The sequence below is a fragment of the Flavobacterium koreense genome (assembly GCF_054776075.1).
On the sequence record NZ_BAAHCF010000032.1, the window covers coordinates 74,588 to 90,844 of the forward strand.

The 16,257-nt window shown below is 30.3% G+C and carries 13 protein-coding genes; all 13 read right to left on the reverse strand.

The window, feature by feature from the left end; all coding sequences use genetic code 11:
* Window positions 1–114: 114 nt before the first annotated feature.
* The gene (locus ACYU7A_RS11945; RefSeq protein WP_460576835.1) at window positions 115–489 is read right to left on the reverse strand and encodes a hypothetical protein; all 375 of its coding nucleotides are present in this window, start codon (window positions 487–489) and stop codon (window positions 115–117) included.
* Entirely contained in the window at window positions 486–776 is a 291-nt protein-coding gene (locus ACYU7A_RS11950; protein ID WP_460576837.1) for a hypothetical protein, read from the reverse strand. The genes ACYU7A_RS11945 and ACYU7A_RS11950 overlap by 4 nt, the downstream gene beginning before the upstream one ends.
* Before the next feature lie 51 nt (window positions 777–827).
* The gene (locus tag ACYU7A_RS11955; protein ID WP_460576839.1) at window positions 828–1,532 is read right to left on the reverse strand and encodes an FRG domain-containing protein; all 705 of its coding nucleotides are present in this window, start codon (window positions 1,530–1,532) and stop codon (window positions 828–830) included.
* A 32-nt stretch (window positions 1,533–1,564) separates the two neighbouring features.
* Window positions 1,565–2,278, reverse strand: coding sequence for a hypothetical protein (locus ACYU7A_RS11960; protein WP_460576841.1), 714 nt, complete (start codon window positions 2,276–2,278; stop codon window positions 1,565–1,567).
* A 327-nt stretch (window positions 2,279–2,605) separates the two neighbouring features.
* On the reverse strand, window positions 2,606–5,836 hold the full coding sequence (locus ACYU7A_RS11965; protein WP_460576843.1) for a sacsin N-terminal ATP-binding-like domain-containing protein: 3,231 nt from the start codon (window positions 5,834–5,836) through the stop codon (window positions 2,606–2,608).
* 4 nt (window positions 5,837–5,840) lie between these two features.
* Window positions 5,841–8,615, reverse strand: a complete 2,775-nt coding sequence (locus ACYU7A_RS11970; protein ID WP_460576845.1) for an ATP-dependent helicase — start codon at window positions 8,613–8,615, stop codon at window positions 5,841–5,843.
* Between the two features lie 6 nt (window positions 8,616–8,621).
* Window positions 8,622–9,881, reverse strand: a complete 1,260-nt coding sequence (locus tag ACYU7A_RS11975; protein WP_460576847.1) for an FRG domain-containing protein — start codon at window positions 9,879–9,881, stop codon at window positions 8,622–8,624.
* Between the two features lie 11 nt (window positions 9,882–9,892).
* The gene (locus tag ACYU7A_RS11980; RefSeq protein WP_460576849.1) at window positions 9,893–12,079 is read right to left on the reverse strand and encodes a DNA/RNA helicase domain-containing protein; all 2,187 of its coding nucleotides are present in this window, start codon (window positions 12,077–12,079) and stop codon (window positions 9,893–9,895) included.
* On the reverse strand, window positions 12,076–12,684 hold the full coding sequence (locus ACYU7A_RS11985; RefSeq protein WP_460576851.1) for a nucleotide pyrophosphohydrolase: 609 nt from the start codon (window positions 12,682–12,684) through the stop codon (window positions 12,076–12,078). The genes ACYU7A_RS11980 and ACYU7A_RS11985 overlap by 4 nt, the downstream gene beginning before the upstream one ends.
* 160 nt (window positions 12,685–12,844) lie before the next feature.
* Window positions 12,845–13,696, reverse strand: coding sequence for a DUF4328 domain-containing protein (locus ACYU7A_RS11990; protein WP_460576853.1), 852 nt, complete (start codon window positions 13,694–13,696; stop codon window positions 12,845–12,847).
* Window positions 13,697–13,909: 213 nt separating this feature from the next.
* Window positions 13,910–14,551 (reverse strand): DUF6266 family protein, encoded by a 642-nt coding sequence (locus ACYU7A_RS11995; RefSeq protein ID WP_460576855.1) that lies wholly within the window; start codon window positions 14,549–14,551, stop codon window positions 13,910–13,912.
* 791 nt (window positions 14,552–15,342) lie between these two features.
* Entirely contained in the window at window positions 15,343–15,606 is a 264-nt protein-coding gene (locus tag ACYU7A_RS12000) for a hypothetical protein (RefSeq protein ID WP_460576857.1), read from the reverse strand.
* A 411-nt stretch (window positions 15,607–16,017) separates the two neighbouring features.
* On the reverse strand, window positions 16,018–16,254 hold the full coding sequence (locus ACYU7A_RS12005; protein ID WP_460576859.1) for a hypothetical protein: 237 nt from the start codon (window positions 16,252–16,254) through the stop codon (window positions 16,018–16,020).
* Window positions 16,255–16,257 lie beyond the last annotated feature (3 nt).

A 16,257-nucleotide genomic window follows, 5' to 3' on the forward strand; every position in this document is an offset into this window, starting at 1 on the left:
GTCTTTCAAACTTTCAATTAAACAAAACACCTCCGTTGGCTGAAGTCCTCAAATCTAGAATATCTCCGTTGGCTGAGGTACTCGAAGTCAACGTTACGTGAATACCTCAACCACTTACAATACCTTGACAGGAATCCAAAAAGTGTACGTTTTATTTTTGTTTCGAGCTCTATAACTTAAAAGTATTTTATACTTACCATCTATAACCGCTTTTTCATCAATAGTTGTGGTGCATTGAATGTAGTTATCACTAAAAGCTTTTTCATCATGAAGTATTCTAATGCCTCTGCCTATAACAGCCGTTTTTCTAATATCAATATTTACTGTGCTAATCGTAAACCTTGTTTCTTTATTTAATTCTATTTCGGTTGCGTTGTTTTCTAATGTTAAGGTTATGGTTGCTTTTTTGTCTTTAATGACAAAACTACTTTCTTGCGAATAGATTATCGATGAAATTAAAAGTAATAGGAGTAAAGTAATATGTTTCATTTTGTGCTGTTGTTTTTTAAGACATATAGTTCTGCTTCCAACAATAGTTGTTTTTTGGTTTTAGTAACCAATAAAACAGTACCAATGACATGAAAAATAAATCCCACAATTACAATAGCTCCTCCCATAACCATTTCGGTTTCTTTGTAGGGTTTAGCAGTTGGTATCATTTCTATTTGACTGTAATGGCAATTGCGCTCTCCATTGGTGTTGCCCATACCAAACATACCCAAAGCAACAAGAAACAGACCAATAAATAGGAGTAGTACTCCAAAGAATTTATTCATATTTTTTTCATTTTTCAATGTTGTCAAATTGATTATTGATGTTTTAAATAACTACTCTCTTTCTATATATTTCCAATTTATATGTCTACAATAACCCTCAAGATCTGGGAAGATTGATTTGGCATTTACTCCCATAAGAGTTAGTTTATTTAATAAATCTAACTTTAAATCTGAAGGAATAGTAATTTTAGTTAATTTTTTAGAAATAATAGGATCTTCATCAAGGGCTATAAATTTTTTGTTCTTCAACGAATAGTTGTGTATTGTGAACCAACCAAATTGAGCTATTATTCTTTTATTATTTAATGTTGGTTTTAATATTTTTATTTCTTTTAAAGAAAATGGGTCTTTTTCATCATGCTTACTAATTGCCATATCAGAATTACTGGCTAATATATAAACATATGAATCTTGGTTGTATTTGTATTCTTTTTCAATCGCAAACCAAAGTGCCACCAATGGATTACTCGACCAATCTAATAATCTAGTCAGCATCTTGTTGTGTTGAGCTATTATTAATGTTTCCCAATCATCATTTGAATCCTTTAATTTCATGTAGCCAACTCTTTTTAAGTGGTCTAACATTTCTTTTTCTTTTTTAAGAATATTTTCGTCTTGGTTCTTTCTAGCTATGCCAGGCAGTAAAGAATTATTATCCGATTGTCCTCTAAACAATAAATAATCATATTTTTTTAATCTCAAAGGCTCGATTATTTTTAGATAATCTTCCAAACCTTTTAATGTAATCTCATTCATTTTATAAATTTTTCAAAATAATATTTAAATTATTAATTATAACATAGATATGTTAATACTAATTCAGTCATTTGATATTTTTTATAATTAATAGCCTCTTTATAAACAACAATAAAAACCAATATTATTGCAATAAAAATTGGGATATATAATTTTTCATTACAAATAGGATCATTAATTAAACTAATTGCAAAAGCAGTTGACCAAGAAACTATTGAAAACAATAATCCCTCAAAAGTTGCAGTCTGGACCCAATAGCGTTTTAAAAGAGAAAAAGAATTTAATGCTTTATTATTTTCTCTAACTTTTACCCAAAGCATGCAATATAGTTGTCTCATTGCTTCTTGTTCTTTTAATTTATTCTTTTTTGAATCTTCACTATTTGTTTTAGATTCTGTAAAATAGGATTTATATTTTTTGTATAGTTCATCGTTTTCTGCGTTGTTTGCTTTAAAAAGTGTTTCAATGCTTAAATAACTGATTTCAGGAAATAAATTTCTTATTGCTTTTCCAAGAACCCACGAAATTAAGCCAAGTAAATACGCAATAATTATACTTAAAAAAATTAAGTATCCATTTAGTTCCGAAATTGATTTTAATATTTCTTCGTCAGTAAGATTATGATAAATAAATAATATTGATAATCCTGTAGCGATACCAGAAACAATAAAAGATAAATCAAATATATCAAAGAAATCACCTAGTTTTTGTAAAATAGGTTGTGTTTGTTTTGCTAATTCTTCCATAAGTTTTTTATTTTTTTTTATGTAGATTTTCCATATATACTATTCATTCCATGAGGATAATTACTATAAATATGCTGGTTTTTCAGTAATTGTTCTTTATTGTCATCTAGTTGTGCAGCTTTTAAAGTACTCCTTTTTTTTATTTTATTAAACTAACACTTCGTTGATTAATGTTAGTTTGTCGTTGTGTTAGCACGATTAGGCTAATATTAACCACCGAGTGATTTTAACTTTTTTATGTTTATTGAAGATTATACTAATAGTGTATACATGTTATTGAAAAAAATTAACATTAACTTTTTTATTGAATTGTCTAAATCAATGTTTTTATAATTCAAGATTAACCGGATGAGCCCTTAATTCACCGTCTTTCCATTTTTTTATTGGATTTTTAATTATTGTGATTAGTGATTTATTGCTTAAAACATTTTTCACAATATAAAAACTATATTTATTTCCTTGACCTAATTTGAATTTCTTATACGCTAATGACCATTGATAACCATTAACTGGAAATAGGTCTTTATCGTCCATTTTGGTACTCTTAACTTCAATAAATTCAATTTCTTCTTCTCCTTTTTTGATAATGATATCACATCCAATTCCTTTTTTATTTTCGGAATTAAGAAGTGAAATTGTATATTTTTCGTTATTTGCATCCTCAAATTCTAAAACGCTTTCTGATTCACTTTTAAGAGTTGCTTTTCTAGACCATACTTTTTTTAAATGCTTCATTGCTAAAAATTCTCCTCTTTCACCAATATCATTTTTCATTTGTTGGCTTTGTTGATTACCTGATGGTGTTTTGGGTTTTGTTGGTTCTTGAGAATTATTAGTATTAGCATCAGGAGAATTATTATCAACTTCTTTGCCTTCAACATTAGAATCATCAAATGGTACAAAAGCATCTTCAATAGTTTCCATATCTTCTATATCTGGAGCATTTTCTAATTCTAGCTTTTCTGCTTCTCTATTTGTTTCTCTAGTAATTTCTGCAATTGCAGTTGCTAGATCAATACCTTTTTCGCTACAAAGCTTTTCAATGGCTTCAAATTGGCTAAACAATATTTTTCTATCCTCAGGTAACTGACCTAAAAGTATCTGTTCTGCCTCTGTTTGAAACTTCAAATTTTCAATTAAATAAATTCCTTCATCTGAATTGTTTATATAACCAGAATCTAAATCTTTTAATAAAATTTCTCTTGGTTTCTTTGGGATATCGCTATTGTTGGTGTAAAGCCAATTTGTTTCTTGCAAAATTTTAAGTACTGAACTTCTAAATTTAGCAGTATAATAATATCTGTAAGTCCAACTGTATTCTGATTTAAATAACGTTTTTTTATCACTTTCGTTACTCAAATAGTTTAATAAAATGTTCCAAATTATTTGTGAGTTTTCTTTTGATAAATTTTCTTGCAAAATTATATCTTCCAATCCTTCTAACTTATGGTCCACTATTTTTTCGCCGTGCCATTCTGTTATTCTTGAATCATTTATAAGTTCAAGACGTAGTTTTTCTTTCAGTTTATTTGATAGTTTTAAATCGTTAATTAGTAACCAAGGATGATTTTTAACATTACATTTTTTGAAAAAAGCATATAAAATTTCTTGATCAATATTTTTGTAAACGTTTGTATTTATGAAATATATGTTTTCAGAAAAACTAAAATATTGTTGTAATAATTCTGAAGGTAAATAAACATCCTCATAGTTTTGGTATGATTTTTCTCCGGACATTGCATTTACAGAATGAATGAATTTAATCTTATTGCCTCGCAACAAATCTATTATTTCATCTTTGAAATTATCACTTGATTTACTAAACACCTCTAGAATTAATTGAAAATGTTCTAAATGTGTTTTTTGAGTAATGTTTATTTTACTTGTTTTATATAATGGAATTATATGATTTTTTATATTATCAAAAAGATTAGGCTCTCTGATGCCTAATTTTTCTTTAATAAAGCCCATTGCTCCTTTTGATTGCAATACTTTTGGGCTAACAGTAGTATATGCTAAATTTTGTTTCTTTAGAGGTAGAAAGACTATTGGTTTGTCATTAGAATCAAATGGTTTTGAATGTTCACCATTATTCAACCTTATAAATGCTTTTTGTCTTAATGCTCCTTGATCTTTTTTATTACCACTTCTCCATAAAGATTCTTGTTTTCCATTTAAAAATTCATAGAATTTAATCATCCAAGAATCTGTTTTAGTTATAAAGAAATCGTCGGTAACTTTTCGAGCAAAATCATCTGGAGTGTATTCTTTAATATTTAGTTGATTTGTGAAGTAATTATAAAGTTCTGGAGTTTTATCGACTGTTATTTTGGTATCCATCCAATACTTCTTTTCAAATAAAATTTGCAAATCTGTAACACTTGAAATTAAAGAAGTAAGTTCACGACCTCTAACAATTGCTAAATCTTGAGCTGCTTGATAATTATTTTTAAACATCGTTGGCAAATATTTACCATTGGTTAAAAACTCCTCTTTTACAGCGTTAAAGAAATTCCAGTAAACTATTTTATTTTCATCAATCTTATAATCCAATGGTAATTGGTTTAAGAAATCTAATGAAATAAGTTTATTTTCTCTGAAATGAATAAGAACACGTTTTATTAATTGTCCTAACTCTTCTAGCAATTCTAGATTTACAGGAAGTTTAAAATCAATATTGTCTCTTGCAGGTGTTGTGCTAAAAGGTGCTTGAATTAAGTAATTTAAAAATGTTTCATATCCTGTTTCAAAAAAAGCAAATAGATTACTTGTCTCTGATTTGACAATTTGCAAAACCCCATCTACAGTTTCCTGTTTAAAAGCAACTGCAATATTTGGTTTGTTTTTTAATTTAGAAAACTCCTGACTAACTACATTAGTTTTAAATACTAAATATTGATGTTTTTCTTTATTTACAGATACTATTGAATTGAATGCTATTTCACTTCCTTTAATTGGTTTCTCGTTTTTATTGAAATTGATTTTATTATTATCCCATTTTAGAGTGATATTTTTTAGGTTAGAAAGGAATAATAAATTGTAATATTCAAAGGTTTCAAACTTTATTTCTATTAATTTGAAAATCTCGTAACTACTTAATTTTTTATGTTCAAAATTTAATGTTATTGTTGTATCGGTGTAATTATTATTGTCACTGAATTTATCTGGAAGGACAAAATTAATTATTTGGAAATCATAAATTCCGGATTGAATTCTTGGGCTTTCGGTAACAGCATAAACGGATTTAAAACCAATACCAAATTTTCCAATTTTTTCTAAATCTTTCTTTTTATCATTTTTTAAATTACTAATACCTGTAATTGCATCAATATCAGTATCTGAAAAGTGTATACCGTTATGAGTAATTATTAATTTATCAGTTTGTAAATCAAAAGTAATATCAGTCGCTTTTGCGTCTTCAGCATTTTGTAATATTTCATAAACAAAGTGAGAAGCATCAGAATATAACCCAACTAAAACGGTAGTCAAATCGAACCCATTTTTTATTTGTGCGTCAACAAATTCCTTCCTATTTTTTATTAATTCTTGAATTTTCATATTACTATTTTGATTTTGGACAAATTGATTTCCAATCGCATTTACTACAAACTTGTTTTTCTGGTTTTCTTGGAAATTTGTTTGATACTATTCCATCTATAGCGGAACTTAATTGTGCTTTTGTCTCAGCTATCTTTTTTGGTGTAATTATTACTTCTTTTCTTTCGGCTTTTTCAGCATCTAAATAATGTAAATAAGCTTTGTTGATGTTTTTTTGTAATGCCTCTTGGGCAGCAATGGTATATAATACAACTTGATGCGTGTACTTTTCTTCATAATGACTTTGAGGTTTTCCTGTTTTAAAATCGATTATCTCTAAAACATCTTCTTGACCATCGGCTCTTGAAAGTAAATCAATAGATCCGTTAATTAATGCTTTATTTTCAAAATCCATTTCAAAATTTTGCTCCGTTTTAACAGCCAATGAAAAGTCTTTTTTCCAAAGTTCTATGTAATTTTTTAAACTATTAAAACATGCTTTTCGAAGCATATCTTCTTGTTTAGTAGCTGCATATCTTAAATAAAAATGTTCGTTTACTAATTTTTGAACTTCTTTTTCAGTTGGAATTTTACCATTTCGTTCATAATTAGTGTGCATAAGATTGATTAGATTATGCACTTGTTTTCCATATCCTAATGCTTGGACTAATTCTGGATTGAAACCATAAATAAAACGAATACGATAATCATAACTGCAAGACATATAATACGATAGTTGACTGTAATTTGTTGGAAATCTAAGGTCACTATCAACTCTTTCTATATCACAAGTATTTCTGGTTGTTGGGTCATTAATTGGTGTTATAATAAAGTGATTGTCTTGTAATTCTGTAAAAAATGGATGCAATCCTGATGCTCTAGTATTACCCGTTTTAATTCTATAAGAAGTAACAAAAAGATATTTTTTCGCTCTTGTTACTGCTACATAATACAATCTTCTTTCGTCGTCAATACTACCACCATACCTACTGAAATCAATTTTGGTACTATCTAAAAAAGTAACTCTGACATTATTATTTGCGCGTGTTGCTTTTAAACTTGGAATAAAAACAACTGGGAAACCTAATCCTTTAGTTCCGTGAAGCGTCATTATTTTTACAGCATCAATTAAACCTTCATTAGCATTAGTAGAGCCTTCATCGTATGCATTAGAAACAAACGTATTAATGAAATCAACAAATCGAATAATGTCGTTTTTTGATAAATAAGTTCTTGAACCTTCAAAATCAGATATTGCTTGGCTAAAACGACCTAGATTGTATAATACAACATCATCAGCACTATCATCGTGAAATGAAATTTCATCTAATCCTAATTTTGATAACAGCTTGTAATATAGTTCTTGAAAACTCAATCTTTTTTGTTTTTCACACCAATCAATCAAATCATTAATTGCTTTTTTGAAATCGCCAAATTTTATTGAGAAAGTTAATTGAACAGCTTCGTGAATATCGGTTAGACTGTCATTTGGTTCGTTATCATCTTCTTTTACTGTCTCACCAATATATCTTAGAATTCTTAAAATGGCATTTACTTCATCGGCTTCCATTAAACCACCCATACCTGAATAAATGACATTTATTCCTGCATTTTCTAGTGCGTTTTTATACTCGGTAGCATCAGCACGACGACGGAAAAGTAGAACCATATCTGAATACTTCAGTTTTCTTGGTTCTCCTTTGTCCAGGTATTCTTTACCGTATAAGCTTTGTACTTTTTCTACAATCCAATCGACTTCTTCTTGTTGAGCATCAAAGCAAAGTTTATATAAATCTCCTCGTTCTGTGACTGCATTGTTAGGTAAAATTTGTTTAGGAATTCTGACTGTATTAGTTGCAATAAAACTGGAAGCACAGTTGATGATATTATCGTGTGATCTTCTATTAGTTGTAAGTGTATGGATTGTAACTCCTTTGTAATTTTTATTAAAATCAATAATATTTTTCACATCAGCACCACGCCATTGATAGATGGATTGATCATCATCGCCCACCACACAAACATTTTTTTGTCCTGAAATTAAACGTATAAGTTTTTCTTGAATTGGATTTACATCTTGGTATTCATCGATTGTGAAAAATTTGTATTGCTTTTGAATTTGCTGAATAATGTATGGGTCATTTTGTAAATGATGTACGGCTAAAGTTAATATGCCCGAAAAGTCCAAAAACTTTCTTTCATCCAGTTTGTCTAAATAGACTTGATATGAATTTTTAAAAGTTTCAGAAGCCATTTTATCTGAAGTTATGCTTTCTTCTCTACAGAAATCAACATCTGAAAGAAAAGTTCCTAGTGTCCAATTTTCCCAATAAGAAGGACTATTTATTGCGAAATAACCGTTGTATTTAAATCCTCTATTTTTTAAAGAACCATATAAACCCGCTAAATTAATATCCTGTTTCCATTTTAGAGAAACTGCAAATGCTTTGCGACTATTTTCATCTAACATATCATATCCTCGGTATTTTGGAACAAAATCTTGTAAAATTTTGAATGCAAAAGCGTGGATGGTTCCAATATACATATCGCCAATATCTGGCTGTTTTCCCATTAGTTCCGTAATCTTATCTCTAACCCTAAACTTTAATTCTTCAGCTGCTGCTTCGTTAAATGTTAATGCTACAATCTCAGAAGGTTTAGCAATACCTTGTTGAATTTGGTATGCAATACGCTCTGAAACGAATTCGGTTTTACCCGAACCTGCACAAGCAATAATTTGAACATTGCCTTTTAACAGTTTAGTATTGGATTGAAAAATAGGAAGATTGTGTATTGGCATATTGTTTTATTTTTTTTTTGTTTTTTCAAATACTTCCCAAGTATTTATATCAGTAGTTGGATAAATAAATTCTTTAGTAATTCCATCAGCTTCCAAACGTTTGCGAATATGATCTTCAAGACTTTTATGGATATTAAAGCAACTACAAAAACTATATTCTCTAGCTTCTTCTTCTGATTTAGTTTCCTTATACATTTCGTCACCAATTAATTCTATTGGCTTTGTTGGATGTGCATTCCAAAGGAAAACACCTTGTTGATTTTTTATATTATGACTATTATTTAATGAAAATTGAATTCCGGCATCTATATTTCTGTCACTAAAATATGCCATTGGAAAATTAATTAAGTTATCAATCATTGTGATTTTAGTGATTAGACCTGAACCATTTACTCGATTGATATCTAACGGTTTTCTGCCAGCAAAGTGTATTTCCATTGCAGCTCTTTTTTTCTCATCACCATTAGCAACCAAATTTATCATTCTTTTTAACTCTTCTTCTTGCATACTCTCGATTACATCTTCAATCATATTGCGCAAGTTTCCTTCTTGAAAGTATTCTTCTTCAATGAAATAAACACTACAATAATCTTCAATTTCTATCGTTCCCTCGTTTGCTTGAAGTCCATCTAAAGCGAAATAAACTGCATTCTGAAAACTGTATGTCCAATCCAGTAATGGAGTAGGACAATTATGATGTTGTAAAAAACTTAAAACAGAAATCGGATTTAAAGTATCGACGTGATTTGATTGTAAAAGCTCTATAATATTATCTGCATAATCGTTTTTTCCAATGTCAACTAGTTTACTTACAAAGTCTTCAAAATTAGTTCCTTCGTTAAAAAAATCATCACTTATCCAATGTCTTTGTAGTTTATTGTACAATCTCCATTTGGCTTCTCGTTGTCCTCTAAAAAGAGTGTTTGTCTTGCCTTTATATTCATCATAAATTTTATCGAATTGTTCTTCAGTATCGATGTTTTCCTGAGCAAAACTGTTCCATTTTTGAAGTGTAGACCTATATTCAGAAGCAAATTCAGAGCTGTATGGTGGAGGTATTGAATGTGAACCGAGAAGTGCAAGCATAAAAGCGTTTACTGTTGTACTAACCGTTTCAGGGTCAACTTTGCCATCCGGACCTTTTTTAACTAAAACTAAATCTTCTAGTAATCTAACACTAGGGATTTTCTCAATACCACCATTCTCCAAATATTCTTTGGTAAGCTTGATTTTTAAATCCAGATTTGAAATTACTCTTTTAGCCATTTATTTATGTTTTACAAAACACACTCAAAAACCCCAATCACTTTCAAACTACTCAAATCATCTTCTTCAAGAATAATATCCTCATATTCTGCATTAGTTGAAAGAGGCTTTAAAATAATAGATTCATGACTCCATAATTCTTCTTCAGTTTTTTTCTTGCTTCTATATTCTTTTAAAGTATAACCAGCTCCAAAATCAGCATCTTGTATATTACTATGTTCTACCAAAACAATTCTTCCATCTCGCGAGCCTCCAGAATATTTTCTAAAAAGACAGATGGAACCATTAGGTATAATTTTATTCATTGATTCACCAACCACTTTACAGGCAAATAAATCAGTTGATGGTTTGTATCTTTCTGGTAATGCAATCCAATCACAATCTTGTGCAGTTTGTAACTCGCTAAATTCGCCAGCTGCCACTTTAATATCAAACAAAGGAATGCTATTAATATAGGGTATGACTTCGTTTTGAGGCAAAAAGTTTATTACTTTTTCTACTTTATTTTTAGGTATGAACTTAGAAAGGTACTCTCTTAAATTTTTATCACAAGCATAAATATAGGTTCCTTTAATGCCTCTAAGCATAATGGTTTTATATATGTTTATAATGAAATCTTTTAATTCTTCTGGGTCATTGATAGATTGCTTTCCATTTTTGTCAAAATAGTTCTCTTTGATAATCACTATTTCATTTTTGGTTTTATCATAAGTAATCTCATTGCCAAAAATAATCCCTGCATAATTCAAATCATAACCTTGAGTAGTATGTATACATCCAACTTCATTAACCGAGTTTGGTGAATTTACCCAATCATTTGCTACACTGTTCCATTGTAGTTCAACACCATCAATTACAATATCAAAAAGCTCTTTGTTCTTGTTTGAAATCCATTGCCAAGAATAACCAGCCACTAAACGTGATAATCCATTTTCTTTATCTCTTAATTTAATTTCACTTACAATTTCCTCGATAGAATCAAACAGCATAAACTCATATTCTTTGGAATTGAATATTTTTGAAGTTGTATCTAATTTACAATTTAAAAGATTATTAATGTATTGTACATAATCATTTCCTCCACGAACTCTAAATTGAGATTTTAAATATTCAATTTTAGTCAATGGGCTAGCTTTTAATTTATCAAAATCTTCTTTTTTAGTATCGGAAGGTTTTATGGATTGATTTTCATCATAAAATAAAATGGAAGATTCAGATTGTTTAACAATCCAATCTAATTCGCTGCAATTCATTTTGTCCAACCCTAATTTATTACAAGCTATGTCAAAAGCACCATAATATGCACCTAGATTAATGCGTCGTCTTAGTCTGTGTGATTCATCAACAACAAGAATATCAAAAGTAGAATTAGATACTTCAGCTGGTCCAATAACCATATTGGCATTTAATCCTTTAATGTTTTTGAATACTTTTTTTAAGGTATTTCTAAATGACGACATCGGAACTACTAATGCCATTTTTGGATTTGGATATTTTTCTTTTAATTCATAAACAATTTGCATGAATTCTAATTCATCATTTCCAAATTCTTCAAAGTTGAAATCTTCATTATTGGTGTTTAATAATTTGAATAAAAATATTGCTAAAATAGTTTTACCAGTTCCTGCACCTCCTTCGACAACAATGTTTTTAAAGGTATTGTCTAAAAGGTTTTTCATGATAACCAATAGACCACTTTTTTGCTCTGAAGTTAAAGTTTTGTAGGGTGAATATTTAAATAAATCTGAATTATCAATAAAATCAATTGGATGTTTTGCAATACCTTCAGCTCTTAAATTATCCCATATAGACTTGAAAATATCCCAATAAACCTCTTTTTTTTGATAATAATTGTGATTTGCTAATCCTACATTTCCGTTAATCAATTTAAATTGTCCATCACCAGATATGTATTTTATTAAATTTGATTCAATGTCTAGTGTAGCAGATTTGTTAAACTTTTCACTCATAATTAAATGCAGAGCAGTAAGTTTATTTTTTTTATTGTTTTTCAAGTGACTTGTCATTCTTGCATAGGCATCAGTGGTTTCTCCAACATACGCTTCTTTGTTAATACCATCACTTATAATATAAACTATTGGCCACAAATCTTTTGCATAATGAATATTATGAAATTCATGGAATAAATTATAATCGAAATCAAATCTTTCAATTGAAAATAGAGGATTTAATTTCATAATTCATCATATTTTTTAGCAGTACCTTTAGCCTTGTCTACAGGATATTTTTCTGCATTTCTCTTAATTTTTTCTAGCACAATTTTTTCAACATCTAAGCCAAGTTTATCAGCAAGTAAAAAGGCATAGGCAAAAACATCAGCTAATTCTTCTTTTAGTTTGTCTTTATTTGCATCCTCGTGATTTTTCCAAAGAAATTGTTCTAATAGTTCATTAGATTCAATACTTAATGCAATTGATAGGTCTTTAGGATTGTGAAATTGTTCCCAATCTCTTTCATCTCTAAACTTTTTTAACTCATTAATTAAAAAATGAGTTTGAGGCTTAGAAAAAGGTTCTCTATTTATTAACAAAACAAATTCTTCTTGATAACCATGAGGAGAGAGTGAAACAGGATAATTATCATAAGTATAACCATCATTATTAATTTCATCTAATTCAATAGGATTATAATCATTATCAATTAGAAATTGATTAACTTCTTCAAGCATTTGTACTAAAGAGTCTCTTACTGGAAAGGTCTTGCAGAATATAGTTTCATCATATAGAAAACCTCCATATATTCTAGAACCTTCTTCGCTATTTGGAAAATATTTTCTTAACACTAAAATAAGTTTTAAATGATTATTCAAACCTACCAAAAATAAATCATTTTAACAAGAATTATGTAGGTAGTTTTACGTGATTTATCACAAAAATAAAAACCGCAAAACGATGTGTTTTACGGTTTTCTGTATTAGGGTAAAAATAATTTAAAAAACATAATTAAATTGGGTGTTTGGTTTGAGGTTCGGGTTTTTTGTTTTCTTCGGCAACTAGCGCAGTTTCTTTGTTGGCGTAGTTTTTAATCATGTACACCGTGATAAGTGCTAAAGGTATTCCCAAACAAGATGTAACAATATCAAGGCGCGTTAAATCGATATAGTCTTCAAGAGTTTCACCTTTCAACATTCTTTTAAAAAGGTATTGTCCAACGTAATTGGTAATAATCCAAAGCGTCCACCAAGTGCCAATAATAAAAGTATTGGTAGCCACCTCTTTTTTGGTAGCAGTGGTAAGTAATTCGCTGGTTTCCTCATCGAGTTCCTTCATAATATGGTAAGGTCGATACAAGCTTATGATGGGTACAAACCAACTTCCTGCTGCCCAGCCCTCACTGTGTTGGGTGTTACCAGTGCGCACAGCAAGATTAAAATAAGCCCTACGAAACCACAGAATAAAAAAGACTACACTCGCTATATAAGCAACGATATAGAAGTATCCAATCATTTGTTCGCGCAAATCGTTGTTTTCTAGTACTTCGTCTGGCGTAAAAATACCGTTTTTTAAGTCCATCAAAAGCTGGTATTGAAAATAGGCAGAAACCGCCGAAGCCATATCTATCAACAACACTATCAAGATAGCAATCATTACATATTTGGCTCTGTTTTCGTTGGGTTTTAAATGGTCTTGTTTGTTTTCGGTAGTAGGAATAACTTGTTTGTCTTGTTCAAAGTAAGGGCAAGATTCATCGTCTTTGGGTTTAAACCCTCTAATATTACAGATATCATCAGCTTCGAAAGTGCCTTTTTTTCGATTCAAACAAGTTTTGCATTGCGCTAGTTGTACGTCGGTCATTGGGTGGGTTGGTTTAGTTTTGTCAAACGTATCAAAAATAATTTGTTTGGGCAATTATTTGTGCAGATGTTTAGTGATATTGAGATCAAAAAAGTCATTTGAGATTATCACAGATTGAACGTATTATTGTTAAATAAAAAAAAATCCCAAGTGCTTTGACACACTTGAGATCTCAGTTCACAATTGTACTTCGGTATAACTAACTCCGTTTCCTTATGCGATTACTACCGTACCAAGATATTGGCTAGTAGCATACAGCTTATCGTCGGTGGCGGCAAAAGATGCCCACACTTGCACGGTAAGACCTGTTAAAAAAGCAGGTACTATTACATTGCTTGTACCTTGACTACGCATACCTGCATTGAGCGCATGAACGGTAGTTTTGGTAGTTGCTTCGTAGAGTACTACTACCAGTTTGTCGGTGGTTTCGGCATCACCTTGTCCGCTGTTGTCTGTCCAAGTGATGTCTACACTTTGTCCTGTTCCAGCGGCTGCAGTGGCACCGGTCATTCCTAATAAGTCGCCACGACTGAAGAGTACTTTGCTAAAATCCCAAACCAAATCGGGATCTGCATAGTTGATGGCTTCTCGCATTAGGTACGACATGGCCTGGTTGCGTCGGGTTTTGTCTCCTGTGTTGTTTCCAAAATAGCGACCGACGACGCTTTTTAGAGGAGTTAGGAATTCGGTTACCATTGTGAATTTTTCACGTTGTAACAATTGTGTTGCTGTAGCTACTCGAGTTGTTTTTCGAGGTAAACTACGCATTACGTCTTTGCCGCGCCACGATGCGCCGACAACTGGTCCGACTTTCCCAGAAAATGCACCTAAGATGCCCTTGTTGTATGTTCCCATTTTGTAAAAATTTAAGGGATTAGTAAATAAATTTTTGTTGTAGAGGCGCGCACTCTTCCAACGGTGTCAAAGATAAAACGAAAAATCAATAAAACAATCATAAAATATTGATAGTCAGATAATTGGAATAAATTAGAAGCAAATAAGACTATTGAAAATAATTGCATATTATAGCATAATTTCGGGTTATTTGAAATAGTTTGAAAGGGTTTGAAATCATTGAAAGGAAATGAATAGTTTTGAACTATTTTGAATAGTTTTGGAATAAAATGAACGGTTGCTGGGTAAAAAGTAGGGGTTTGGTTCGTATTTGGTTCGTATTTGGTTCGTAAGCGATTGCTATGCGTTTGGTTGGGAGGGAGGTTTTTGCGAACGAAGTAGGAACGAGGTAGGAGTCAGATGGCAGTGGTCAGTGTTCAGTGTTCGGTGTTCAGTTTTCAGTTTTCAGTTTTGGTGAACTTCAACATTCGTTAGTCAATATTGAATATTCAAAATTTTAAAAATGTATTGAGAACTTAGGAGCACAGAAGTAAATATAAACATTGACAAGGAGGTCCACCGATGATAAAATCAAAGTAGTAATAGCATTTAATTGTAAATTGCTAAGTTGAGGTTTGAAACAATGTATTGAAGATATAACTTTATATGACTTGGTGTAGTCGTTTGTACAACTAGTTGTACACTTTAGAAAAGATAGAAGGTGTGTTCACACGAAAGCGAAGTAATTGTTTTAATGGGTAATAGCATGGAGTAAATGCCTATTACAAATCCACCATAACCTGCAGTAGGGTCTACAACAAATGTGCGTTTTTCATTTTGTTTACAAGTGATTTTGTAAAGAAACTTTCTGGATACACAAATTTGTTTCCCATTTTACTGTATGGAATTTTATTCTCTTTTCTAAGGCGCCACAATGTAGTGTTGCTTACTTTAAATCTAATTTTTAAGTCAGCACTATCCAACCAATTAATTTCTTCTTTTAGTGGTTGTTGTAGTTTCTTGATGGTTTCTTTCATTTCAGAAAGATCTTGCAAAATTTCTTTTTCTATTTTCAAGGCGTGTAAGATTTAATTAATACCTATTTTAATTTAGACGAAGTTATGTAAATTATAACTTCATTTCCAAATGTTCGTGCTTTGATGTTTTTTCAAAAACGTCTGTTACAAAGATTGTGAATTTTAAACGAAAAAGAAAGTCAAACATATTGACAATCGGCTTTAGTTTTTAACAATGTGTAGGAAAACTACCAATTTTTACGTTTTGTATAACTATTTGTTAAATAGCGTTTTACAAATGGTCGAAATAAAAAAAATCCCTAAAAATAAGGGATTTATGATTTTTTACGATAAGTTTTCGTGGTGGTTTTGGAGGGTTTGTTTTCAAATCAAAAGATTTAATTATTTGATTCTATATTAAAATAATAAATGCCATAAACAATCATTATTTATGGCATTAATTTAATTATCTTAATCCATAAACTCATTGAGTTTATTTTTGTCAATTTTAGCAACAAAACTGTTGGTTTGCTGTACTAATATTTCCAAAACATGAGAAACATTATTCTTTTGATGTGCTAAAGCATCTTGTATTGCTTCTTTTTCCGTGGCTCTCCATTCGCTTTTTAAGTCTTTCTCTTTGCAAACGGCTTTGTAACGAATCGTAAATTTGAACGAATCGTTTTTTAGGGTGTTTTTTGCTGGCATAGT